This is a genomic window from Niveispirillum sp. GW835-FHT14G11 (genome assembly GCF_058793615.1).
Window position 1 is genome coordinate 54430 of record NZ_JBXAFZ010000012.1, and the last position, 22594, is coordinate 77023.

General features: G+C 63.6%; 19 protein-coding genes. 12 read left to right on the forward strand and 7 right to left on the reverse strand.

Translation table 11 applies throughout. From position 1 onward, the window contains the following. Positions 1 to 226: 226 nt before the first annotated feature. The 6 genes from sdhC (at position 227) to AC1Q7F_RS21450 (ending at position 6122) form a co-directional block, all read left to right on the forward strand. Complete coding sequence (gene sdhC, locus AC1Q7F_RS21425; protein ID WP_492510574.1) at positions 227 to 625, forward strand: succinate dehydrogenase, cytochrome b556 subunit; 399 nt, start codon at positions 227 to 229, stop codon at positions 623 to 625. Between the two features lie 11 nt (positions 626 to 636). Then, entirely contained in the window at positions 637 to 1032 is a 396-nt protein-coding gene (gene sdhD, locus AC1Q7F_RS21430) for a succinate dehydrogenase, hydrophobic membrane anchor protein (protein ID WP_492510575.1), read from the forward strand. A gap of 4 nt (positions 1033 to 1036) precedes the next feature. Further along, positions 1037 to 2827 carry a succinate dehydrogenase flavoprotein subunit gene (sdhA, locus tag AC1Q7F_RS21435; protein ID WP_492510576.1) on the forward strand — a complete coding sequence of 597 codons (1791 nt, stop codon included), beginning with the start codon at positions 1037 to 1039 and terminating at the stop codon, positions 2825 to 2827. 345 nt (positions 2828 to 3172) lie between these two features. Further along, positions 3173 to 4423 carry a lipase family protein gene (locus AC1Q7F_RS21440; protein ID WP_492510577.1) on the forward strand — a complete coding sequence of 417 codons (1251 nt, stop codon included), beginning with the start codon at positions 3173 to 3175 and terminating at the stop codon, positions 4421 to 4423. A 307-nt stretch (positions 4424 to 4730) separates the two neighbouring features. Then, a complete protein-coding gene (locus AC1Q7F_RS21445; protein WP_492510578.1) occupies positions 4731 to 5012 on the forward strand; it encodes an H-type lectin domain-containing protein in 282 nt (93 codons plus the stop codon). A 327-nt stretch (positions 5013 to 5339) separates the two neighbouring features. Then, positions 5340 to 6122 (forward strand): succinate dehydrogenase iron-sulfur subunit, encoded by a 783-nt coding sequence (locus AC1Q7F_RS21450; RefSeq protein ID WP_492510579.1) that lies wholly within the window; start codon positions 5340 to 5342, stop codon positions 6120 to 6122. Positions 6123 to 6376: 254 nt separating this feature from the next. On the opposite strand, the gene AC1Q7F_RS21455 is transcribed toward AC1Q7F_RS21450, so the two are convergent. The 3 genes from AC1Q7F_RS21455 to AC1Q7F_RS21465 form a co-directional block, all read right to left on the reverse strand. After that, on the reverse strand, positions 6377 to 6721 hold the full coding sequence (locus AC1Q7F_RS21455) for a hypothetical protein (protein ID WP_492510580.1): 345 nt from the start codon (positions 6719 to 6721) through the stop codon (positions 6377 to 6379). A 116-nt stretch (positions 6722 to 6837) separates the two neighbouring features. Continuing rightward, positions 6838 to 7308 carry a MaoC/PaaZ C-terminal domain-containing protein gene (locus tag AC1Q7F_RS21460; protein ID WP_492510581.1) on the reverse strand — a complete coding sequence of 157 codons (471 nt, stop codon included), beginning with the start codon at positions 7306 to 7308 and terminating at the stop codon, positions 6838 to 6840. After that, entirely contained in the window at positions 7305 to 7880 is a 576-nt protein-coding gene (locus tag AC1Q7F_RS21465) for a septation protein A (protein ID WP_492510582.1), read from the reverse strand. The genes AC1Q7F_RS21460 and AC1Q7F_RS21465 overlap by 4 nt, the downstream gene beginning before the upstream one ends. Positions 7881 to 8129: 249 nt before the next feature. Here AC1Q7F_RS21465 and AC1Q7F_RS21470 point away from each other — a divergent pair, with 249 nt between their 5' ends. Next, the gene (locus tag AC1Q7F_RS21470) at positions 8130 to 9104 is read left to right on the forward strand and encodes a magnesium transporter CorA family protein (RefSeq protein WP_492510583.1); all 975 of its coding nucleotides are present in this window, start codon (positions 8130 to 8132) and stop codon (positions 9102 to 9104) included. Positions 9105 to 9110: 6 nt separating this feature from the next. Here AC1Q7F_RS21470 and AC1Q7F_RS21475 read toward each other — a convergent pair whose 3' ends face one another. Continuing rightward, positions 9111 to 10610, reverse strand: coding sequence for a tryptophan halogenase family protein (locus AC1Q7F_RS21475; RefSeq protein WP_492510584.1), 1500 nt, complete (start codon positions 10608 to 10610; stop codon positions 9111 to 9113). 170 nt (positions 10611 to 10780) lie between these two features. Continuing rightward, positions 10781 to 13750, reverse strand: coding sequence for a TonB-dependent receptor (locus tag AC1Q7F_RS21480; RefSeq protein ID WP_492510585.1), 2970 nt, complete (start codon positions 13748 to 13750; stop codon positions 10781 to 10783). 668 nt (positions 13751 to 14418) lie between these two features. On the opposite strand from AC1Q7F_RS21480, the gene AC1Q7F_RS21485 reads away from it, so the two are divergent. Next, positions 14419 to 16992 carry a glycoside hydrolase family 3 protein gene (locus AC1Q7F_RS21485; RefSeq protein ID WP_492510586.1) on the forward strand — a complete coding sequence of 858 codons (2574 nt, stop codon included), beginning with the start codon at positions 14419 to 14421 and terminating at the stop codon, positions 16990 to 16992. A 163-nt stretch (positions 16993 to 17155) separates the two neighbouring features. Here AC1Q7F_RS21485 and AC1Q7F_RS21490 read toward each other — a convergent pair whose 3' ends face one another. Next, a complete protein-coding gene (locus tag AC1Q7F_RS21490) occupies positions 17156 to 18421 on the reverse strand; it encodes a glycosyltransferase (protein WP_492510587.1) in 1266 nt (421 codons plus the stop codon). Positions 18422 to 18572: 151 nt separating this feature from the next. On the opposite strand from AC1Q7F_RS21490, the gene AC1Q7F_RS21495 reads away from it, so the two are divergent. Further along, a complete protein-coding gene (locus AC1Q7F_RS21495) occupies positions 18573 to 18779 on the forward strand; it encodes a hypothetical protein (protein ID WP_492510588.1) in 207 nt (68 codons plus the stop codon). Here AC1Q7F_RS21495 and AC1Q7F_RS21500 read toward each other — a convergent pair. Then, positions 18752 to 19312 carry a carboxymuconolactone decarboxylase family protein gene (locus AC1Q7F_RS21500; RefSeq protein WP_492510589.1) on the reverse strand — a complete coding sequence of 187 codons (561 nt, stop codon included), beginning with the start codon at positions 19310 to 19312 and terminating at the stop codon, positions 18752 to 18754. The genes AC1Q7F_RS21495 and AC1Q7F_RS21500 overlap by 28 nt on opposite strands. Before the next feature lie 91 nt (positions 19313 to 19403). On the opposite strand from AC1Q7F_RS21500, the gene AC1Q7F_RS21505 reads away from it, so the two are divergent. From AC1Q7F_RS21505 to AC1Q7F_RS21515, 3 genes are all read left to right on the forward strand, one after another. Continuing rightward, entirely contained in the window at positions 19404 to 19718 is a 315-nt protein-coding gene (locus AC1Q7F_RS21505; RefSeq protein WP_492510590.1) for a winged helix-turn-helix transcriptional regulator, read from the forward strand. A 363-nt stretch (positions 19719 to 20081) separates the two neighbouring features. After that, the gene (locus AC1Q7F_RS21510) at positions 20082 to 21959 is read left to right on the forward strand and encodes an ABC transporter ATP-binding protein (protein WP_492510799.1); all 1878 of its coding nucleotides are present in this window, start codon (positions 20082 to 20084) and stop codon (positions 21957 to 21959) included. Between the two features lie 105 nt (positions 21960 to 22064). After that, positions 22065 to 22586: a MarR family winged helix-turn-helix transcriptional regulator gene (locus AC1Q7F_RS21515; protein ID WP_492510591.1), complete on the forward strand. Its 522-nt coding sequence runs from the start codon at positions 22065 to 22067 to the stop codon at positions 22584 to 22586. Positions 22587 to 22594 lie beyond the last annotated feature (8 nt).

The following is a 22594-nucleotide window of genomic DNA, read 5'->3' on the forward strand; positions in this document are numbered from 1 at the left end:
CAACATGCTGCCATGCTGAAAAACAAGGGCGCCATGCCAAGGTCGGGGGGCGGTCACGCCCTTTGCCGCAGTGCCGAAGCGTTGACGGGGACGGGGGTTCGGCGTAAGTCACTCGGGCGATTTCTTTGTCTCATAAGCCGCCGGTGGTCCGTCCACCGGGTATCCCCACCCCTGGCGGGGGCGGGAGCACGGGCAAACCCCGGCACGCACCAAGGACGAAAGAGAGATGACCGATACGCCTGCGGCCAAACGGCAACGGCCCTTGTCCCCCCACCTGCAGGTCTACCGGCTGCCGCTGCCGGCCTTGACCTCCATCGTCCACCGCATCACCGGGATCGGCCTCACGGTCGGCACGCTGTTGCTGGTCTGGTGGCTCGTTGCCGCCGCCGCCGGTCCGGATGCTTATGAGACGGCCAGCGGCTTCATCGCCTCGCCCATCGGCCTGTTGCTGATGTTCGGCTGGACGGCGGCCCTCTGGTATCACCTGTTCAACGGCATCCGCCACCTGATCTGGGACGGCGTCAGGATGCTGACCCTGGAACAGTCCTATAGCAGCGCCAAGCTGGTCATCGGGGCGGCGATCATCGCCACCGTGGCCACCTGGGTTGTGGCTTTCGCGGTCTGACGGGGGACATGATGGCCAACGATACCAACAGTTTCCGCACGCCCATCGGCCGCGCCCGCGGCCTGGGTTCCGCCAAGGTGGGTGCCCAGCACTGGCTGGCCTACCGCATCGGCGCTGCCGCGCTTGCCGTGCTGACGGTCCTGTTCACCATCCTGGTGATCAGCCTGATCGGCGCACCGTATGACGAGGTGATCGCCACCTTCAAGCAGCCCTGCCCCGTCATCCTGACGGTGCTGTTCCTGGGCTTCACCTTCCACCATGCCGCCTATGGCATGCAGGAAGTGTACGAGGACTATATCCACGGCAAGCTGGCCAAGGTTGCCGCCATCGCCCTGACCAAGGGTCTGGCGCTGGTGCTGTTCCTGGCCGCCTCCTTCGCCGTCCTCAAGATCGCATTCGGAGCCTGACATCATGGCGACCGCTTACAAGATCATCGACCACGAATATGACGTGGTTGTCGTCGGTGCCGGTGGCGCCGGTCTGCGCGCCACCTTCGGCATGGCCGAAAAGGGGCTGAAGACCGCCTGCATCACCAAGGTGTTCCCCACCCGCAGCCATACCGTGGCGGCCCAGGGCGGCATCTCGGCCGCACTCGGCAACATGGGCAATGATGACTGGCGCTTCCACATGTACGACACCGTCAAGGGGTCGGACTGGCTGGGCGACCAGGACGCCATTGAGTACATGGTGCGCGAGGCCATCCCCGCCATCATCGAGCTGGAACATCAGGGCGTGCCCTTCTCGCGCACGGCCGAGGGCAAGATCTACCAGCGCGCCTTCGGCGGCATGACCACCGAATATGGCAAGGGCCAGGCCTACCGCACTTGTGCGGCGGCCGACCGTACCGGCCATGCCATGCTGCATACGCTGTATCAGCAGAGCCTGCGCCACCACGCCGAATTCTTCATCGAGTATTTCGCCCTCGACCTGCTGATGGACGAGGAAGGCGTGTGCCGCGGCGTCCTGGCCTGGAACCTGGATGACGGCACCATCCATCGCTTCCGCGGCCACCAGACGGTGCTGGCCACCGGCGGCTATGGCCGCGCCTATTTCTCCGCCACCTCGGCCCATACCTGCACCGGCGACGGTGGCGGCATGGTGCTGCGCGCCGGCCTGCCGCTCCAGGACATGGAGTTCGTGCAGTTCCACCCCACGGGCATCTACGGCTCCGGCTGTCTGATCACCGAGGGTGCGCGCGGCGAAGGCGGGTACCTGACCAACAGTGCGGGTGAGCGCTTCATGGAGCGTTACGCCCCGTCCGCCAAGGACCTGGCCAGCCGCGACGTGGTCAGCCGCTCCATGACCATCGAGATCCGCGAGGGTCGCGGGGTCGGCGAGCACAAGGACCATATCCACCTGCACCTGGAGCATCTGGCGCCCGACGTCATCCATGCCCGCCTGCCCGGCATCGCTGAAAGCGCGCGCGTGTTCGCCGGCGTGGATGTGACCAAGGAACCGATCCCGGTTCTGCCCACCGTTCACTACAACATGGGCGGCATCCCCACGAATTATCGTGGCGAGGTCATCCGTCCGACCGCCGACAACCCGGACCAGGTGGTCCCGGGCCTGATGGCCATCGGCGAAGCGGCCTGTGTGTCGGTCCACGGCGCCAACCGCCTGGGCTCCAACTCCCTGCTCGACCTCGTGGTGTTCGGCCGGTCGGCCGCCATCCGCGCCGCCGAGATCGTCACCAAGGGCGCACCGCACAAGACCATCTCCAACGACAGCACCGACAAGGCGCTGGCCCGTCTGGACAAGGCCCGCTTCGCCAAGGGCGGCACCCGCGTGGCGCATCTGCGCCTGGAAATGCAGAAGATCATGCAGAACAACTGCGCCGTCTTCCGCACGGGCGAGGTGCTGGACGAGGGCGTGGAGAAGATGAAGGAAGTCTGGGCCAAGCGTCCGGACGTCCAGGTCAGCGACAGTTCCATGATCTGGAACAGCGATCTGGTGGAAGCGCTGGAACTGGACAATCTGATGTACCAGGCCGTCGCCACCATCAATTCCGGCGCCAACCGCCAGGAATCCCGCGGCGCCCATGCGCGTGAGGATTTCAGCGAGCGTGACGACGAGAACTGGATGAAGCACACCACCGTCTGGGTGGATGAAACCGGCAAGCCGTCCATCGACTATCGCCCGGTGCATCTCTACACCCTGACCAACGAGGTGGAAGTGTTCCCGCCGAAGAAGCGTGTGTACTGAGGCGATAACCAGGCACAATTCACTGTACGAAAGGGGCGCCTTCCCGGGCGCCCCTTTTTTTCTGCAGAAAGCGGCCTGCTCCGTAGGTCGCTGACTCTCATCCGCGACCTACGGTAAATTCTCGTTCCAGGCCCAGAATAATTGTTACCAGATTGATTTTAACGTGTTTACAGATTTGCATTTTTAATGCATTAACTTATCCATTAATATTTCATTATCAATCAATTACTCAATATAAACGATATTTTAACCAGTTTTTATTTGACAATATGCACGTCTATCCATTATTCATCCGTTGCGCGCGCACTTCGGCTATGCCACCACTCGGCCCGATAGGAGCAGCAGATGACCTACACACCCCCCCTTTCCTCCGACAATTTCACGGGGCCTGCTTTCGGCCTCGTCTGGCTCGGTTTGGCGACCGCGGCGTACATCCAGGAAAACAATTCCGACGCCAACGCCATTGCCAACGCCATCGAGGGCGCCTTCATCAACGGCTCGATTCAGGCGCCGCCCAATCCCAGCGACAGCACCGGCAAGACCCTGCTGTCGGGCTACTGGAACGTGGATTGGGGACCCGCCATCACCGATGACCGTTCCAACCTGCTTTTCCTGGTCAGTTTCCGCGAAGGCGCCCGGCCCACAGCCGGCGGCACCCAAGGGGACCCCTACTTTTTCGCGGTCTGCATCCGTGGCACGGACATCGCTGCCGATCCCACGGCCGTTGCCCAGCAGATCCTGCAGGATTTCAACGCCTTCACCGTGGTTTCGCTGAAGGACGCCTTCAGCGGCGCGCCGAACCCGGCCGGAAGCGGCACCGTCAGCAATGGCGGGTTTGTCTCCCGCGGCACGTCGGCCGGGTTCAACCGCATGGCACAATTGACAGCGGGTTACGCGGTAGCGAATGCCGATACGGTCACCGGCACGGTCGCAGACGCCGTCCTTGCCTATCTGAATGCCTATCCGGGCGTTCCCCTGGTCGTGACGGGCCACAGCCTGGGCGGCTGCCAGACCCAGATCATGTCCGCTTATCTGCAATGGCAGGTCGCGGAAACGGCAAGCGGCAAGGCGCAGGCCGTTTATCCCAACCCGTTCGCCCCGTCCACGGCCGGCGACCGCACGTTCGCCAGCTACTATGACGGTGTGATGCCTTACGGACAGTACTGGTTCAACACGTTGGACGTGGTTCCGTGCGGCTTCAGCAGCCTGCAAACGCTGAACAGCCTCTGGCAAACCTACACCTGGCCCACCGGTTCCACCGACCCGGCGACGAACACCGACATCTCGGGCACCTCCGGCCCGACGGTGCCGTCCGATTTCACCACGCTGGCCAATGGTCTGCCCGGTCAGGAAATCGCCCTTCTGCACTACGCCCGGCCGTCCAACGGACAGCATGCGATGACCGCGCCATCGCCTCTGCCGACACCGCAGACCATCTATCAACTGCTGGAGGCAGGTGGAGCCAAGAATGCCGCGCAGACGGCAACCAATGGCTGGGGAATGCTGGAATGGCAGCATTTTCCGCCATGCTATCATGCCCTGGTGGGCGCCGTTTCAGGCGTCATTCCTTATCCGCTCGTGAATTATCAGGACTGAGGATCGACAGTTCCCCACCAGCCCTTCAATAATCTGGATGACAGGGTGCGGCCGGTCGCGAGACCGCACCCTGTCCGCCCGCCGCAGGTGGAATAAAGCCCATGCCGTTCGGGAGCGGGTACTTGCAATTGGCCTTTACACTTGTAATCAATCTCCATAGTTCATTGATTTCATTGATTGAATAACACCATTAAGTCACCCATTGCCTTGGTGAAAAATTTAACTTTCCATTCTCAACGATATATAATAGTAATATATTCTCCTTTAAAATTGTATATGGCATATATCGAACTCGATGGAGACCGCAATGAGCCACAATCATCCCTCCATCCCATCCGAAGCCGTGATGGGGTCGTCAAGCGTCGTGCAGTACGGGACCAAGGGAAAATTCCAACAGGGCAGTGTCGAGGTCACCTTCCAGAAGCCATTCAATTCCACACCCGTCGTCATACTGACGCCGAACTGGGAGAATAATTACAGCGCCTCCTATGTCGAGACAGTCACGCATGTGAACAATGAGGGATTTGTGATCACCAGTTCCAACGGCGCCACCAACTATTTCGTGAACTGGCTTGCCATCGGTACCTGAAGCCGGATACCGGCGGGATCAGCAGGTCGGCGCCCCGGCATCGGCGGCGATCCCGTGACGGGCGAACAGATATGGGATGACGGGGTTGGTCCGGTTCCTGGTGATTGGCGCGGACCGCATGCAATCGCCCCCCGTTCCGCGCGGGGAGGGGAGCATTTGCCGCACCCCGTCCATTCCCGCGATGCACAAATCGGTCATGGATTTCTGCGCCCAAGCTTTCTATTGTCCTTTTGCCCAGGCGTTGTCCGGCGTCTGGGGTACCCCCGCGCGCGCCCGGCAAAACCGGGTGGGTATGGACAGTCCATCTGCTGAACAGGCGTTAGACCCATGGCCGAATTCACCCTGCCCGCCAATTCCAAAGTCAAGCCCGGCAAGACCATCAAGTCGGCGTCGGCGGACGCCAAGCGTACCCGCACCTTCCGCATCTACCGTTACGATCCGGATTCGGGCGAGAACCCGCGTGAGGACAAGTACGAGATCGACCTGGACAAATGCGGTCCGATGGTCCTGGACGCGCTGATCCACATCAAGAACGATGTCGACAGCACCCTGACCTTCCGCCGGTCCTGCCGTGAGGGCATCTGCGGCTCCTGCGCCATGAATATCGACGGGCGCAATACGCTCGCCTGCCTGAAGCCGATCGACGAGGTGAAGGGCGACGTCAAGATCTATCCGCTGCCGCATCAGCCGGTGGTCAAGGATCTGGTCCCCGACCTGAACCAGAATTATGCCCAGCTGGCCTCCATCCAGCCCTGGCTGCAGACGCAGAGCACCGCGCCCTCGCGCGAGCGTCTGCAGAGCCCGGAAGAGCGCGAGAAGCTGGACGGGCTCTATGAGTGCATCCTGTGCTTCTGCTGCACGACCTCGTGCCCCAGCTACTGGTGGAATGGCGACCGCTACCTGGGCCCGGCCGTTCTGTTGCAGGCCTATCGCTTCATCGCCGACAGCCGCGACGAGATGACGGGTGAGCGTCTGGACGCGCTGGAGGATCCGTTCCGCCTCTATCGCTGCCACACGATCATGAACTGCACCCAGACCTGCCCCAAGGGTCTGAACCCGGCCAAGGCCATCGCCGAGATCAAGAAGCTGATGGCCGCCCGCGCCGCGTAAGGCAGAGTTGGCTGTAAAAGATGAAGGCCGCCGTGGGGATGCCCAAGGCGGCCTTTCTTTTTACGGCGACACCACAGTCAGTCGGGCTTCACCGAACGCCCCCCTCAATCGCCTTCCCGGCGAAGGCCGGGACCCAGGATCACGGGCCCGACCTGTCAGCCTGCGTCGATCAGCGCGGCGTCTCCGTCTTCCCCATGGCCCCCGGGTCCCGGCCTTCGCTGGGAGAGCGGGGCGGGTTTTCCCAGCTATCGCCCTCAGTTCTGCACGGCCTGGGTCAGCACGCCATCGACGACGGTGCAACGCAGGCTGCGGCGCTGCGGACCTTCGAAGGCGTCCTTGCGGCTGGCCATGGTGAAGGGCTGGCTGACGGTCTGGACATTGCCACTGGTGGACAGTTCCGGCAGTTCGAAGGCGATGCGATAGCGGTCGCCGAACGACCGGTCCACCTCGCGCCGGCAGAGGTCGGTCGCAGTACGGGGCATGCGGTAATGGCCGTCCTCATATTCCCCGTCATTGACATTGATCGAACAGGCCCCCAGCAGCCCACCCGCCGACAGGGCCAGCAGGGCGAGCGTGGATGCACGGACGAGACGCGACATGATTACCCCCATCAGGAAATGACAGGGGGATCATTGGAACCGGCGACGGCCTCGCGCAACCGACGTTACTCCGGTGTTACCAACTGAATTCATTGCGAAATGGAAAGGGTTCGCTGTTACGCGGGCGTTGCCTGGTCGCGGGCCGCCACCAGCCCCACAATGTCGATCGACAGCACCACCTCAGCCGCCTGGTTCCACAGTTCGCGCCGAAACTTCACGATGCCCCGCCCGCCCTTGCGCGACGGCGTCAGTTCCATGATCGTGTCGGTCAGGTGCAGACTGTCCCCGGCCCGCACCGGCTTCTGGAATTTCAGCTGCCAGTCGAAACCGCCCAGGAAGGCCCAGGGCTTGCCGCCTTTGGCCATGGTCTCGTGCCCCAGGATGTAGGAGAGCGAGATCGTGTAGCCGCCGCTGGCGATCAGGCCGCCGAAATGGGTGCCGGCGGCCGCTTGCTCATCGACATGGAAGTCCCAGGGATCATAGCGCCGCGCATAATCCAGCATCGCCTCGCGTTCGACTGTGAGGGTACGGGAGCGCTGCACCTCCCCCACGGCCAGATCGTCGAAGAAGGTGCGCTCGCCGCTCACGGTGCCCCGGCCCCCTCGCCCACCTCCGGCTTCTGGTGCTTCATGATCACCGGGATCTGGGCCAGGGAGAAGGCGATGGACAGCGGCATGATGCCGAACACCTTGAAATTCACCCAGATCTCCGTGCCGAAATTGCGCCAGACCAGTTCGTTCAGCACGGCCAGCAGCAGAAAGAACCAGGCCCAGCGCACCGTCAGGACACGCCAGCCCGCGTCGGTCAAATCCAGGGCCGCACCCAGCACCACTTTCAGCAGGTTGCGTTTCAGCGCCAGACCCACGAACAGGCTGGCCGACAGCAGCAGATTGACCACCGTCGGCTTGATCTTGATGAACAGCTCATCATTCAGCCACAGGGTCAGGCCGCCGAACACCAGCACGAAGAAGCAGCCGACCAGCGGCATCACTGGCAGCCGTCTTTCCAGCAGCCAGTTGACCGACAGCGCCACCACCGTGGCGGCCATGAATACCCCCGTACCGGCCATCAGGCCGTAGCGGGAATTGATGACGAAGAACAGGGCCAGGGGACCTGCTTCGAGGGCGAGTTTCAGCAGCGGATTCATGGGTGCCAGCATGTACCTGTAACGCGCGCGCCACGCCAGCGTTGAGTTGCCCCGAAACCCGGTGCGTTCATCGCATCGGGTTCCGGGGCCGGCGGCGACTGCCGCCACGCGGCCCATGCCACGCAGCCAAGCCGCCGGATGGCGGCGCCCGGCGATTGAGGGCGCAAAGCCCCTACCTGCGGCGAAACTTCGCTTCCCCCCACGCCCCGGACAGGGTAAAGCCGGAACGGTCAGCAGCTTATGACGCGGGGGAGAAGGCCGATGATCCGCGCCTACCGCATGATCGAAGGTCGTAACGAGCCCATGGATGGCGTGCCGTCCGTGGAAATCCTGCGTCAGGCCTGCTGGATCGACCTGAATGCTCCCAGCGCCAGTGAACGCCATCTGGTCGAACAGACCTTCGGCGTCGTCCTGCCGACGCGAGAGGAGATGAAGGAGATCGAGCTGTCGAGCCGCGTCTACCGCGACGCCGGCGGCGCCTTCATGACGGCCACGGTGCTGTGTCGCGCCGACGCGCCCGTGCCGGAGACGATGGACATCACCTTCGTCCTGACCGGCGAGACGTTGATCACCCTGCGCTTCGACGATCCCAAGCCCTTCTACGGCTTCCACCACCAGGTCACCCGCCAGAGCGTGAAGCTGGAGAATGGCGCGTCGAGCTTCCTGGCGCTGCTGGATGCCATCCTGGACCGAATCGCCGATGTACTGGAGGGGGCGGGCCGCGACGTGACGGCGGTGGCCCGCGAACTGTTGATCGAGGATCACCAGGGCCATCTCAATTCCGACCAGCAGCACCAGTTGCTGAAGCGCATCGCGCGGGCCCATGACCTGACGGGCAAGGCGCGCGAAAGCCTGGTGACCCTGACCCGCATCATCGCGTTTACCGCCACGGTGCGCGAACTGGCGGCCGACAAGACCCTGCGGGCGCGCCTGAAGACCTTGAGCCAGGATGCGCAGTCGCTGGCCGATTACACGGCCTTCCTGTCCTCCAACATCGCCTTCCAGCTGGATGCGCTGCTGGGCGTGGTGGGGATCGAGCAGAACAATATCGTCAAGATATTCTCCATCGCCGCGGTGGTCTTCCTGCCGCCGACGCTGGTGGCCAGCATCTATGGCATGAATTTCCACTTCATGCCGGAACTGGACTGGCCCTTCGGCTATCCGCTGGCCATCGGTTTGATGATCGTGTCGGTGATCGTGCCGTTCTTTTATTTCAAGCGGCGGGGATGGTTGTAACTCCCCTCACGCCGCCGCCAGCTTGCCCAGGAATGCCTCATGCGTGGGCATGGCGTCTGCCGCCTGCCGGATGCGGGCCCGCATCGTCGCCATCCGGTCGCGCACCGCCGGCAGCGGGTGCAGATCGACCAGCGGATCATACCCTTCCGGCGTGATCCCCTGCCCCAGCATCACCGCGATCCAGCTTGTATCGGTGAACAGGGCGCGGGCCCGGGTGGATACCCGACCCCGCCGGCGGAACAGCTCGATCCGGCTTTTCAGGCTGTCGGGGATGTCCATGGTCCGGCAATGGTTCCAGAACGCGCTGTCGGACCGTTCCGTCACGTGATAGTGCAGGATCAGGAAGTCTCGCACCGCCTCGAACTCGGCCTGGGCGAGCGCATTATATTCCCGCACCTCGGCTCCATCGATCTGCCGGCCGGGGAAAAAATCCAGAAGCTTGGTGATCCCCGTCTGGATCAGGTGGATGGACGTGCTTTCCAGCGGCTCCAGAAACCCCGACGCCAATCCCAGCGACAGGCAGTTCTTCACCCAGGATTGCCGCCGCCGCCCGGTGGCAAAGCGCAGCAGCTTGGGTTCCGCCAGCGCCTCGCCATCCAGGTTGGCCAGCAGGATCTCGCGCGCCTGCCCCTCCCCGATATGGGCGCTGCTGAACACATGGCCGTTGCCCACCCGGTGGCGCAGCGGGATACGCCATTGCCATCCGGCAGTGCGGGCCGTCGATCGCGTGAAGGGCGTGATGCGCCCGTCACCCGATGACGGCACGGCCCAGGCCCGGTCACAGGGCAGCCAGTGCGTCCAATCCTCATATCCCGTTTTCAGCGCTTTCTCGATCAGCAGGCCGGCAAAGCCCGTGCAGTCGATGAAGAAATCCGCCGACAGCCGCTCCCCGCCATCGCAGATCACCGCCTCGACATAACCATCCTCGCCGCGCAAGCTCACATCCACCACCTTGCGGTCCAGGCGGATGACGCCCAGGCGCTCGGCATAGCGGCGCAGATAGGCGGCATAGAGGCTGGCATCGAAATGATAGGCCGATCCCACCACCGACATGATGTTGCGCGGATCGGTGACCGGCGCCATGTAGCGCCCCTGCTCCGCCATGACGGTGCAGAGCGAATAATCCTCCAGCCGCCCGCCCTCCCCCATGGCGTTCAGGCGCAGCCAGTATTGGTGGGTATAGTTGGCGTCCAGGCTGGCACCATGCACACCGAAGGGATGGAAATAGCTATGATCGATCCGCGTCCAGTCGCGGAATTCGATGCCCAGCTTGTAGGTGCCTTGGGTTTGACGCAGAAAATCCGCCTCGTCCAGGCCCAGCATATGGTTGAACCCGCGGATGGCGGGGATCGTCGCCTCGCCCACGCCGACGGTGCCGATGGCGCTGCTTTCCACCAGCTGGATGCGCGTATGCCGGCCCACGGCCCGCGCCAGTGCCGCCGCGGCCATCCAGCCAGCGGTACCGCCACCCACGATCAGGATGCTGCCCGGAAGATTGCCCGCCATAGTGACCACTCCCTGCTTTCGCGCCCGTTCACGGACGTCTTTCCCTGTAATGCCTTCACCCCGCCCCCATCCTCCGGTGGGGGCCGGAGAATGGGGGCGGGGCGGGGCATTTTCCTCCCTAAACGAACCGGGCGACGGGTGCCCCCGCCGCCGGGCCCTCCCGTCGGCCCCTACTCGCCCAGCTTGAACCGGACGCCCGCCATGATGCGCTGCGAACCGGAACTATAGGTGAAGGGCAGATTGTCGAACTGCAGATACTGGCTCTGATCTTCCTTGGTCAGGTTGATCGCTTCCAGCGTCAGGCCGATCTGTTCGGTCAGCTGATAACCGATCTGGGCGTCCAGCTGGCCGTAAGACCGGTTCCAGATACCCAGCGTACGGGTGACCGCCCCGTCGCCGAAGCCGAAATTGCCCGCGAACGACTTGTTGCGCCAGGTGTAGGAAACGCGCGCCTCCAGCCCTTCATACTCGTAATAGACTTGGCCATTGAACGCGTGCTTGGCAACGCCCGGAATCGGCAGGCCCGTGTCGAAATCATTGAAGAAGGGCGACTTGCTGTCGGAGAACGTGTAATTCAGGTTGAAACCGGCACCGAAATCAAACGCGTACTGCGCGCTGAGCTCGAAGCCCTTGATACGGCCACCTTCGCCATTGATCGGGCGGGTGATGGGGGTGTTGCGGCCCCCGGCCTGATCCAGGACGAATTCGGGCTTGGTCTCATTGGCGATGAAGCTGTCCACTTCCTTCCAGAAGCCGACCGCCGACACCAGACCCTGGCTGCCGAAATAATATTCGTAGCCAAGGTCGAACTGCGAGGCGCGGAACGGATCCAGTTCGGGGTTGCCGGCCGAGCCGCTGACAGCTTCGAACAGGTTGGTGGTCGGGTTGCGGGTGAAGTCCACGCGGAAACCACGACCCAGTTCGAACAGGTTCTGGCGGGCCACGACGCGCGAGGCGGCGAAGCGCACCTTCTGGCCTTCATCCAGGTCGAAGACCATGTTCAGGCTGGGCAGGATGTCCGTGTAGGACCGCTCGTTGGCGACGGTCTCGCTGTCACGCAGAACGCCGTTCCAGCTGTCAGTACCCAGATAGACCGGATCCGGATCGGTGGCGCGGTTCTGATAGACGGTCAGGTTGGTATGGATCAGGCGGGCGCCGACATTGATGTGATAACCATCGCCCGGATCGCCGATGTCGGCCATCAGATAGCCGGAATGGGTGCTTTCCTTGACACGGAAGCTTTCCAGCGGCTCCTCATAGAAGGCAAAGGGCGTGGACGGATACAGGGACTGGATCCATGCGGCCCCGTCCTTCATCTGGCTGCGGTCCTGGACCAGGATTTTGCCGCCGACCATGTCGCCGGAGGAGAAGAAGTTGTTGATCGTCTCCACCCGGCCGGCCGAACCCGTCATGGTCTGGAACGGGGTCAATAGCGGGGCGGAATTGCCGAAGCGGTTGTTACAGCCGTTCGGAATGCCCGGCGTGCCGGCCGGCAGTTCGCAGGACTTGAAGCCGATGGCGCCATCCATGAAATAGCCATACGGCGTCCATTTCTGGCCGAACTTGGTGCCGTCCAACTCACCCTTGCTGGTCAGGTCGGCCAGATAACGGCCACGGGTGTAATCGATATCGCGCGAGGCATAGCGATAACCGGTGGACAGGGTCACGTTGCTGGCGGGGATGAATTCCGGGTCATACTCGCCATCCGCACGTACGGAGTAATTCTCCAGGTCGGCGCGATCACCAAACACCCAGTGTGACTTGAAATAACCATAAGCCGGGTTGGTATAGAGGTCCGGCGTGGTGGCCAGGGAGAATGACGGCAGCGTGCCGCCATTGTTGGCGTAATTGAACCGGTAATTGGCCGGCGCCGTCGGGTTGGCGGGTCTGTGGCTGAAGCCGGTGGGACTGGTGGCATCGGCCGTCGGCACGCTGTACTGGGTATAGCGGACGTCGTTGTTGGCACTGTCAGAGAACAGATCGGCCTTGGCATAGGCACCGCGCAGCGAGCCCCGGAAATTGCCGCCATCGTCATATTTCAGCTTCAGGCCGAAATTGTCGCTGTCGATCTTGGAATTCTGGACATAAGAGATGGCTTCCGCCGAATTGGCGATCAGGGTACCGTTGATCAGAACACCATTCTCATCGATCGTGTAGGGCTTGGTGGTATCCAGGCCAGGGCTTTCGATGGCGAACGGGAACTTCAGCGAGGCTTCCGACGTCAGAATGTCCAGTTCGGAATGGAACCATTCGCCCGACACTTCCACAGCATCGGACAGTTGCACCGCACCGGCCAGCGAGCCGCCGATACGTTCGCGGGTCTGCTCGCGGTCGGTGACGTAGCGATATTCCGGCGCGTAGTAGTTCTTGGTCACCGTGGCCTTGTCGCCGCGCTCGGCAAAGCGCCAATTGCCGCGGTTCTGACCCCCCAGGACGTCCGTCTGGCTGTTCTGCTTGTCGTAGGACAGGGTGGCGATGAAGGCCGCCTTGTCATCCCAGTTGTAACCCAGCGCCAAGGCACCCAGCGGCTTCCAGCCGCCATCGGCGCCCGACGACTTGGCCGCGCGCACGTTGCCGGCGATGGTATAGCCGGGGTCCAGGACCAGGGGGTTGCGGGTCTTCAGGTTCACCGTGCCGCCCAGGCCACCTTCCAGCAGGCGGGCGTTCGGCGACTTGTAGACATCCACCCCGCCCAGCAGTTCCGACGGCACACCTTCCAGGCTGTCGGTGCTGCGAGTCTGGCCTTCACCCAGGGTGAAGATTTCCAGACCGGTCAGGAAAATCTCTTCATTCAGCAGCGTGACATTCTGGTCCAGGCCGCGGATGCGGACCTTCGTGCCCTGGCCATTGTCACGGTCGATCTGCACGCCCGACAGGCGCTGCAGGCTTTCCGCGATATTCTGATCGGGGAACTTGCCCATATCCTCGGCGGTGATGGACTCGATGATCTCGTTGGAATTGCGCTTGGTCTGCAGCGCATTGGCCAGCGAGGCGCGGAAACCGGTGACGATGATCTCGTCCAGCACGCCGCCTTCGGCCGGCTGGGCCGGCGCCTGCTGCGCCATGGCCGGCAAGGATACCGCCAGGGCGATGGCGGCGGCGGAGCCCAGGTAGAATCCGGGCTTGAACTTCATTGACATCTTTTACCTCCCACAAGAACTTAAGGCCATTAAGGCATTTTGATTTATTTAATCCCCATAATGGGGACGCACCTCAGGCGGGTCCATGCCTACCTCCTCCCTCACGGCTCTGGGCGAATTAGCCTTTATGGTTTGATTAATGGCCCGGCCATACCTTGGACAATCTTGACAGCGCAGTCAATAGGGTTTGATAACGCTGTCATCAATTGCACAGTCCCGCATATCCCTGAATGCAGGTGGAGAATATGGCTGAAACATTGGCGTTTCTTCGCAGGCGCAGCGAAACACGGTCTGCGCCGATGCACCCGATCGTCAATTGACATCGCTGCCAATTCTCAATACAAAATTCCACCCATAGCCTGCGCGCCATCGCCCTAAGGCTTTGCACAGGATAGTGAATTCGTGGTAGCGGTAACGTGGATGCCCGACAGGGGCGGTACTGGATGACCATCGGACATCTGGGATGACAGCGTTGACAGTGTGGATGACAGCCTCGGGTTTCCACTCGCCCCGTCATCCGGGCCAGAGGGTTCGAATTTGTTGAGACTTGGGCGTTGACAGCCCGGCGGGTTGATGTCATTTCATCTGACAACGATGTCAGACATAAGCCACGGAAAGGGTCGAAAAGACCCGCCGTGATAACGAACGCAGATCGGGAGGATCCTAGAGTGACGTCGAAGCGAACCGCGCGGCTGGCCCGCGCCCTTGGCCTTGTCAGCGCGCTTGCCCTGGTGGCTGGCCTGGGTGGGGTACTCTCGGCCAATGTGGCCCTTTCCGCCGACGGTCCGGCGACGCCGGCCCAGACCCTGCATCCCGAGAAGTGGCCCGCCGCCAAAGCCCAGCGCCTGATCGATCCCGTGATCGAGAAGAAGATCGACGCCCTCATATCGGGAATGAGCGTGGAGGAGAAGGTCGGCCAGACGATCCAGGGCGATATTTCCACGATCAAGCCCGCCGACCTGCGCAAGTATCCGCTGGGATCGATCCTGGCGGGCGGCAATTCCGGTCCCAATGGCGATGACCGCGCCCCGGCGCAGGCCTGGCTGGATCTGGCGGACGAATTCTACCGGGTTTCCGTGGAAAAGCGTGACGGCCACACCCAGATCCCGGTTATTTTCGGCGTGGACGCTGTGCATGGCCACGGCAATATTGGTGCTGCCACCATTTTCCCGCACAATATCGCGCTGGGTGCCACCCGCGACCGCGACCTGCTGCGCCGCACCGGCGAAGTGACGGCGCGTGAGATGGCCGCCACCGGCATCGACTGGACCTTCGCGCCGGCTTTGTCTGTGGTTCGCGATGATCGCTGGGGCCGCTCTTACGAAGGCTTCTCCGAGGACCCGGAGATCGTGGCCGCCTATGCCGGCGCCGTGGTGGAGGGTATCCAGGGCACCCTGGGCGCCAAGGATTGGATGAAGCCGGGCCGCACGGTGGCCACCGCCAAGCATTTCCTGGCCGATGGCGGCACCGACCAGGGCCGCGACCAGGGCGACGCCAAGATCAGCGAAGAGGATCTGGTCCGCCTGCACAATGCGGGATATCCGCCCGCCATCGATGCCGGCGTGCTGACCATCATGACCAGCTTCAGCTCCTGGCAGAACATCAAGCATCACGGCAACAAGCAGCTGATGACCGATGTGCTGAAGGGCCGCATGGGCTTCAACGGCTTCATCGTTGGCGACTGGAACGCCCATGACCAGGTGCCCGGCTGCACCAAGTTCAACTGCCCGACCTCGCTGATCGCGGGTCTGGATATGTACATGGCGTCCGACAGCTGGGAACTGCTCTACAAGAACACCCTGGCCCAGGTGAAGGACGGGACCATCCCCATGGCCCGGCTGGACGATGCGGTGCGCCGCATCCTGCGCGTGAAGTTCCATGCCGGCCTGTTCGACAAGCCAGCACCCAAGGACCGCAAGGACGTGCCCGCCATTTCCACCCTGGGCAGCCCCGAGCACCGCGCCGTGGGCCGCGAGGCCGTCGCCAAATCGCTGGTCCTGTTGAAGAACCAGGGAGGCGTCCTGCCGCTGTCGCCCAAGGCAAAGGTTCTGGTCGCCGGTGACGGGGCCGACAATATCGGCAAGCAGACGGGCGGCTGGACCATCTCCTGGCAGGGCACGGGCAACCGCAACGATGAATTTCCCGGTGCCACCAGCATTCTGGACGGTATCAAGCAAGCGGTGGCGGCCGCCGGCGGCGCCGTCGCCTATGACAAGGACGGCGCCTTCAAGGACAAGCCCGACGTCGCCATCGTGGTGTTCGGCGAGGAACCCTATGCCGAATTCCAGGGCGATGTGGAAACGCTGGAATATCAGCCGGGTGACAAATCCGATCTGGCCCTGCTGAAGAAGCTGAAGGCCCAGGGCATCCCCACCGTCGCCGTGTTCCTGTCGGGGCGCCCGATGTGGGTGAACCCGGAGATCAATGCGTCGGATGCGTTTGTCGCCGCCTGGCTGCCGGGGACAGAGGGCAATGGCGTCGCAGACGTGCTGTTCAAGGGCGCGGATGGCAAGGTGAAGCGTGACTTCAACGGCAAGCTCTCCTTCTCCTGGCCCAAGACCGCAATCCAGACGCCGCTGAACCGCGGCGATGCCAATTATGACCCGCAATTCGCCTATGGCTATGGCCTGACCTATAAGGACAAGGGCGATCTGGCCCCCCTGTCGGAAGTGTCGGGTGTGCCGGCCGGTGCGGGCGCTGCCTCCGGCATCTTCTTCCGCCGTGGCGCAGCACCAGCCCCCTGGTCGCTGGCCATCGCCGACAAGGTGGGCGACCTGCGCGTCACCACCACCACCGGCACCAGCCCGGGCAAGGTCGTGGACTTGAAATCGGTGGACGTGGCGGCGCAGGAGGATGCCAAGCAGTTGACCTGGGACGGGTCGGGCCTGGGCTCGCTGATCATCTCCGGCCGCCCCATCGACCTGTCGCGCCAGTCCAATGGCGACGTCACCCTGTCGCTGCGTTATCGCGTGGACCAGGCGCCCACGGCCAAGGCCCATGTCTCGATGATCTGCGGCAGCGACTGCCGCGCCAGCCTGGACATCACCAAGCTGCTGGCGGATGCCAAGCCCGGCACCTTCCAGACCACCAAGATTTCCCTGAAATGCTTCGCCGCCGCCGGTGCGCGGATGGCGACGATCGATGCCCCGGTGGTGATCAGCACCGAGGGTCGGCTGGGCCTGACGGTCACCGACCTGAAGCTGGATGCCGATCCGGGCGGCGCCGTCTGTCCGGGCAAGTGATTGCCGGCCAGACCCGTTACGTCCCCGTTCGGCACGGGAGGGGGACGGCGACGGTTCTCTCTCTTCTTGTCACCCCACTTCGGGCCGCTCCTCACCGGGCGGCCCATTTTTCTCTTCAATGTTCCCTCAGGCAGAAGCGGAAGTATCGCCGAAGTCTGGGCTGTCAAGCTCCCAGCACCCCCTCTATCACCCGCACCGCCGCCGCGACTCCTTCCTCATCCCGGATGCGCCGTCCCAGGAAGGCGGCGCGCTGGCGGATGGCGGGATCGTCCAGGGCCAGGCGGATGGCCGCCGCCAGCCTTTCGGCATCCAGTTCGCGGTGCCGGACGGTGCCGCCGCTGACGCCCATCTTTTCCAGCCACCAGGCCCAGAAGAACTGATCGGCCAGGAACGGCACCACCACGGCCGGCACGCCGGCGCGCAGACCCGCCGCCGTGGTACCGGCCCCGCCATGATGGACCACCAGATCGACATGGCCGAACAGCCGGTCATGCGGCGCACCGTCCAGCCAGAAGATGTCGGGCGTCGGGGCCGCCGGCTTCAACCCTCCCCAGCCGCCGGCCAGGATGGCCCGGCAGCCGGCCCGGCGCACGGCGGCCACCAGTTTGGCGCTGCTCACCGCCGCGTCAGCCGGCATCATGCTGCCGAATCCGATATAGATCGGCCGCGGCCCGCCGGCCAGGAACTCCGCCAGTTCGAACGGCATCTGCCAGTCCGGATGGTCCAGGAACCAATAGCCGGTGACATGGGCGGCGGCCGGCCAGTCGGCGGGTTTGGCCAGCACCGACGGGCTGTGCCCGAACAGCATCGGTCCGCCATCCCGCCGCATCCGCCAGTAGGGCCCCAGGAACGGATAGGGGGGCAGATCGAAAACCTCCCGCCGGATACGGTTCACGCCCGGTCGGAACACCTGCCAGAAGAATAGGGCCACGGCCCAGCCCTGCAGCCAGTTCGCAAGGCCCCGCGCCTTGCCCTTGGGCGGCGGCGCCAACGGGCTGGGGAAGGCTCTGGTGGGCAGGCTGGGTTGCGGATAGGCCTGAACATAGGGGATGCCCAGCTTCTCCGCCACCGTGGCGCCGATGAAGGATGTGGCACCGGCCGGAATGATCAGGTCGGCAGTCCTTGCCGCCTCCAGCAGCGCCTTGGCCCAGCCTGGGGCGTAGCGTTCGCTGACATCGCGCATGGCGCCGGCCACGGCCAGCGGGCTCGCCCCCTCGTCGAACATCTTCGCGGCGGCATCGCTCCCCAGATCCTGGCGGATGTCACCGGCCACGGGGACCAGGGTCACCCCCCTGCCCGCCACCAGATCGGCAAAGCCGGCATCGGTGAGCAGCCGCACCGTGTGCTCCCGCGCCGCCAGCCCGGCGGCCAGCGCCGCGAAAGGCTGCACGTCCCCGCGGGAGCCCAGCGCCATCATGACGATCCGCAATTCCGGCCTCCCTATCCCTTTGCCCTGACAATGTCACAACCTTGCCGCCGCTTGGGCACCGGTCCGTTAAGAACCCGGCAAACATTGGACGGTACAGTTAATGCATACCCTGGGTGAAGGCCCAGGGTGAAGGGTAGCGATGGAGGCAAAAATGTCCCGTGTGCTGGTCAAAATTCAATCGATGAAGGACCGTCTGATGATGGCGGCGCTGTGGACGGGCCTGCTGGCGGCGGCCTGGTCCCTGCCCGTCATCGACCGCATCGCCGCCCATGCGGAGCGGGAAAAGATGGAGTCCGGCTATTACTACCAGCCCAAGCTTCCCGCCACCGCCTATGCCGAGGCCGGCACGGGCGAATAAGCCGCGGCGAAACCTTCCACCGGCAGCCGCAGCGTGCGGCAGATCAGGGCGATGCTGCGATAATATCCCGCCAGCGCCAGCAGTTCCACCATCTGGCCCTCATCGAACCGGGCCGACAATTCCGCCCACTGTCTGTCGTTGAGATCGCCCTGCGCATAAAGCGCGTCGGCCGTGTCCAGCAACAGCAGATCATCCTCAGACCAATCCGGCCCCAGCGGATTCTCCGCCTTCGTCGCCGCCACCTGTGCCGCCGTCAGGCCGGCCTGCCCTGCGAACAGCGCCGCATGCACCCCCCATTCATAATCGGCCCCCGCCTGGGCACAGGTGCGCAGGATCACCAGTTCGCGCTGCCGCACCGAAATGCTGCCCGCATCCAGCAGCCCGCCCGCGAACAGCCGCGACAGCACGCGCGGATTATGGGCCAGCGTCGTGAACAGCGCCAAGGGCGGGGCGCCGGGCGGCCGCAGCCGGTCGATCTGCGCGGCAACGGACGGATCGAAGGGGGTGCTGACAGGGGCAAGGCGCGCGGACATGGGCATTTCTCCTGCTTCATCAGGTGTGCTACAGAATTCGTAGCGCAACGAAGTAAGATTCGCTACGAAAATCGTAGCGACCGGAGAAGGCATGTCAGCAATCCAGGGCACCACCACCGGCCGCCCTATCATGCAGCTGCTGGACCTGATGGGCCGCCGCTGGGCCTTGCGGGTGATGTGGGAACTGTACCAGCAGCCGGGCATCAGCTTCCGCGCGCTGCAGGAACGGTGCGAGACCATCTCCCCGTCGGTGCTGAATACAAGGCTGGCGGAGTTGCGTGAGGCGCGGATCGTGGAGCAGTCCGATGGCTATGCCCTCACGGACGCAGGCCGGGAACTGGCCTGCCTGCTGGTGCCGCTGCATTACTGGGCGGAGGGGCATTTCGGGGATACGCCCGAAAGCTGACTTTTGCGACGCTTCATGCTATGCTGCGTCCATCACGCCATAGCCATGTCGGCCATTCGGAGCGATGCTTTCAGACACTCTGAAACATCGCGATTTTCCTGTTTCACATGGTTGCGTAAGGCCCCTTCATTCGGAGGGGCAAGGCGCCGGGCTCTGAAACATCCCCGATTTTCCGTTGCATGATGTTGCATACGCCCGGAGCGGCGCCCCACCCCGCTCCGAATTGGCCCCACCCCCAAGCTCAATTGATCCGTCGCCCAAGTTTTTTCCCCGTTGACAGAATCCTAACCATACCGCATCACTTCCGATATCGGATGTATTGTGCGGTGCGGGGATGGCCCTGTGCCGGAGACGGGGTTGACGATGTTCGCCGCCATGCTGCGCGCCGGGATGCGCGCTGTTCGCATTGATAGTCTGGAAAGACAGGACCAGGATTTCGCCTGGGAGGATCAGGAGCCGACCAGGCCCCTGCCGCCCAAGCCGTTCGCCTTCATGTGGGGCCTGGTGCGGGAGAAGTTTGCCGGGCGCCTCAGCCTGATGGCCCTGACCGTGATCATCGGTCAGGGGATCGAGGCGTTCGAGCCCTATGCCCTTAAGGCCGTGGTCGATGCGCTGACGGCTGCCACTGGTGGCACGCCGGCCGAGGGCGTGCATGGGCTGGGCGTCATGAGCTGGTTCGTGCTGCTGCTGGCCATCTGGCTGGGCAGCATGGGCATGTACCGCGTCTATCAGATCATGGACATCTACACCTCGCCCTCCATCCGGGCGCTGGCACAGAAGCGCATGTTCTCCTGGCTGCTGGGGCACAGCCCCCGTTATTTCCAGGATAATTTCGCCGGCAAGCTGGGCCAGAAGATCAAGCAGGGGGCGAATGCCGTCCTGGGCGTGATCGAAATCCTGATGTGGGACGTGATCCGCGTCATCGTGCTGCTGGCCGTGGCGTTGGCCCTGCTCTGGACGGCATCGCCGGTCTTCTCCGCGGTGCTGGCAGGGTGGATGCTGGTCTATGTCTGCGTGTCAGGCTGGCTGGCCCGGCATTGCTTCCACCTGTCGGAGAAGATGAGTGCGGCGGTGTCCAGCTCGTCTGGCCGGATCATCGACGCCATCACCAATGCCGACCTGATCCGCGGCTTTGCCCGCACGGCGTTCGAGCGGTCGTTCCTGGGCCATTACATTAATGAGGAACGGTTCCGTTCGCGCCGGCTGCGCTGGTTCCTGGTGGCCATGCGCCTGTTCCAGATGCTGTCCATCGTGGCGCTGCTGGGTGCCCTGGTCTGGGTCGCCATCGCGCGCACCCTGGCCGGGTCCATGACGGTGGGTGAGTTCACGCTGGTCTTCACCCTGGCCTTCCAGATTTCCAATACGGTCTGGCACCTGTCTGACCGCATGCTATCCTTCTTCGAGGAGTTGGGAACCCTGTCGGAGGCGTTGGAACTGGTCTCGTCCCCGCATGAGATCACCGACACGGTGGGCGCCCCGGCGCTGCGCATACGGGCCGGCGGGATCGAGCTGCGGGAGGTGCATTTCAGCTTCGGTGACGGCACCAAGGTGTTCAACGGCCTGAACCTGACCATCAAGCCCGGTGAGAAGGTGGGGCTGGTCGGCCGGTCGGGTGCGGGCAAGAGCACCCTGGTCAAGCTGATCCGCCGCCAGTACGACCCGCAATATGGCCGCGTGCTGATCGACGGGCAGGACATCGCCCATGTCACGCGCGAAAGCCTGAACGAAGCGGTGGCGGAGGTGCCGCAGCAGCCGGGCGTGTTCCACCGCACCGTGGGGGAGAACATCGCCTATGGCAAGCCGGGCGCTTCCCTGGAGGAAATCCGCGCCGCGGCGACCAAGGCCCATGCCGACGAGTTCATCATGAAGCGCCCCACCGGGTACGACACGATCGTCGGCGAACAGGGCGTGAAACTGTCGGGCGGGGAGCGCCAGCGTGTGGCCATCGCCCGCGCCCTGCTGAAGGACAGCCGCATCCTGATCCTGGACGAGGCGACCAGCGCCTTGGACAGCGAGTCGGAGCATCTGATCCAGGAGGCTCTGTGGACCCTGATGGAAGGCCGCACGGTCATAGCCATCGCCCACCGCCTGTCCACCATCACCGAAATGGACCGCATCCTCTATCTGGAAGGCGGTCAGGTGGTGGAGGAAGGCAGCCACCATGAATTGCTGGCCATGGGCGGGCGCTATGCCCAGCTCTGGCACCGGCAGTCGGGTGGCTTCCTGGCGGCGGCGGAATAACCCCGAGGCTGAGACGGGGTCACTCCGGGGGGCGGATCGCGAGGTCCGTCCCCTTTTTTATGGCCGATTGACATCAGAAAAGATTTGCGCAAATATTTGCGCATTATGAAACCAACGCAAACTCCCCCCGCCTTCACCCTGTCCTTCCTGGACCCCGAAAGCCGCCCGGCCTTCGTGGCGCTGCTGGCCGACCGGCTGGCCCAGCAGATCACGGAGGACAGTGCCCAGCATCTGGCCCGGCTCGGCTTCCGCACACCGGCCATCTGTGTCTCGGCCGTCATGTACCTGCATCATCAGGGGCCGGCATCGCTGACCGAACTGGCCCAGGCCTATGGCCAGCAGCATCAGCTGGTCACCCTGCGCATCGCGGCGCTAGAGGAACAGGGCTTGGCCCTGCGCCAGCCCGACCCCAAGGACAGCCGCCGCCGGCTGATCCTGCTGACGCCGGCAGGTAAAGCCGAGGCAGAACGGCTGTCGGCCCATCTGGGTTTGATGACCAGGGCACTGGACGGGCTGACCGCTCAACTGGGCGCCGACCTGCCGGCGTTGCTGCAATCCGCCATCGACCATCTGCACCGCGACCCGCTATCCCGCCGCATCGACACGCTGGGCCGCGAAACCCCATAGGAAGAACC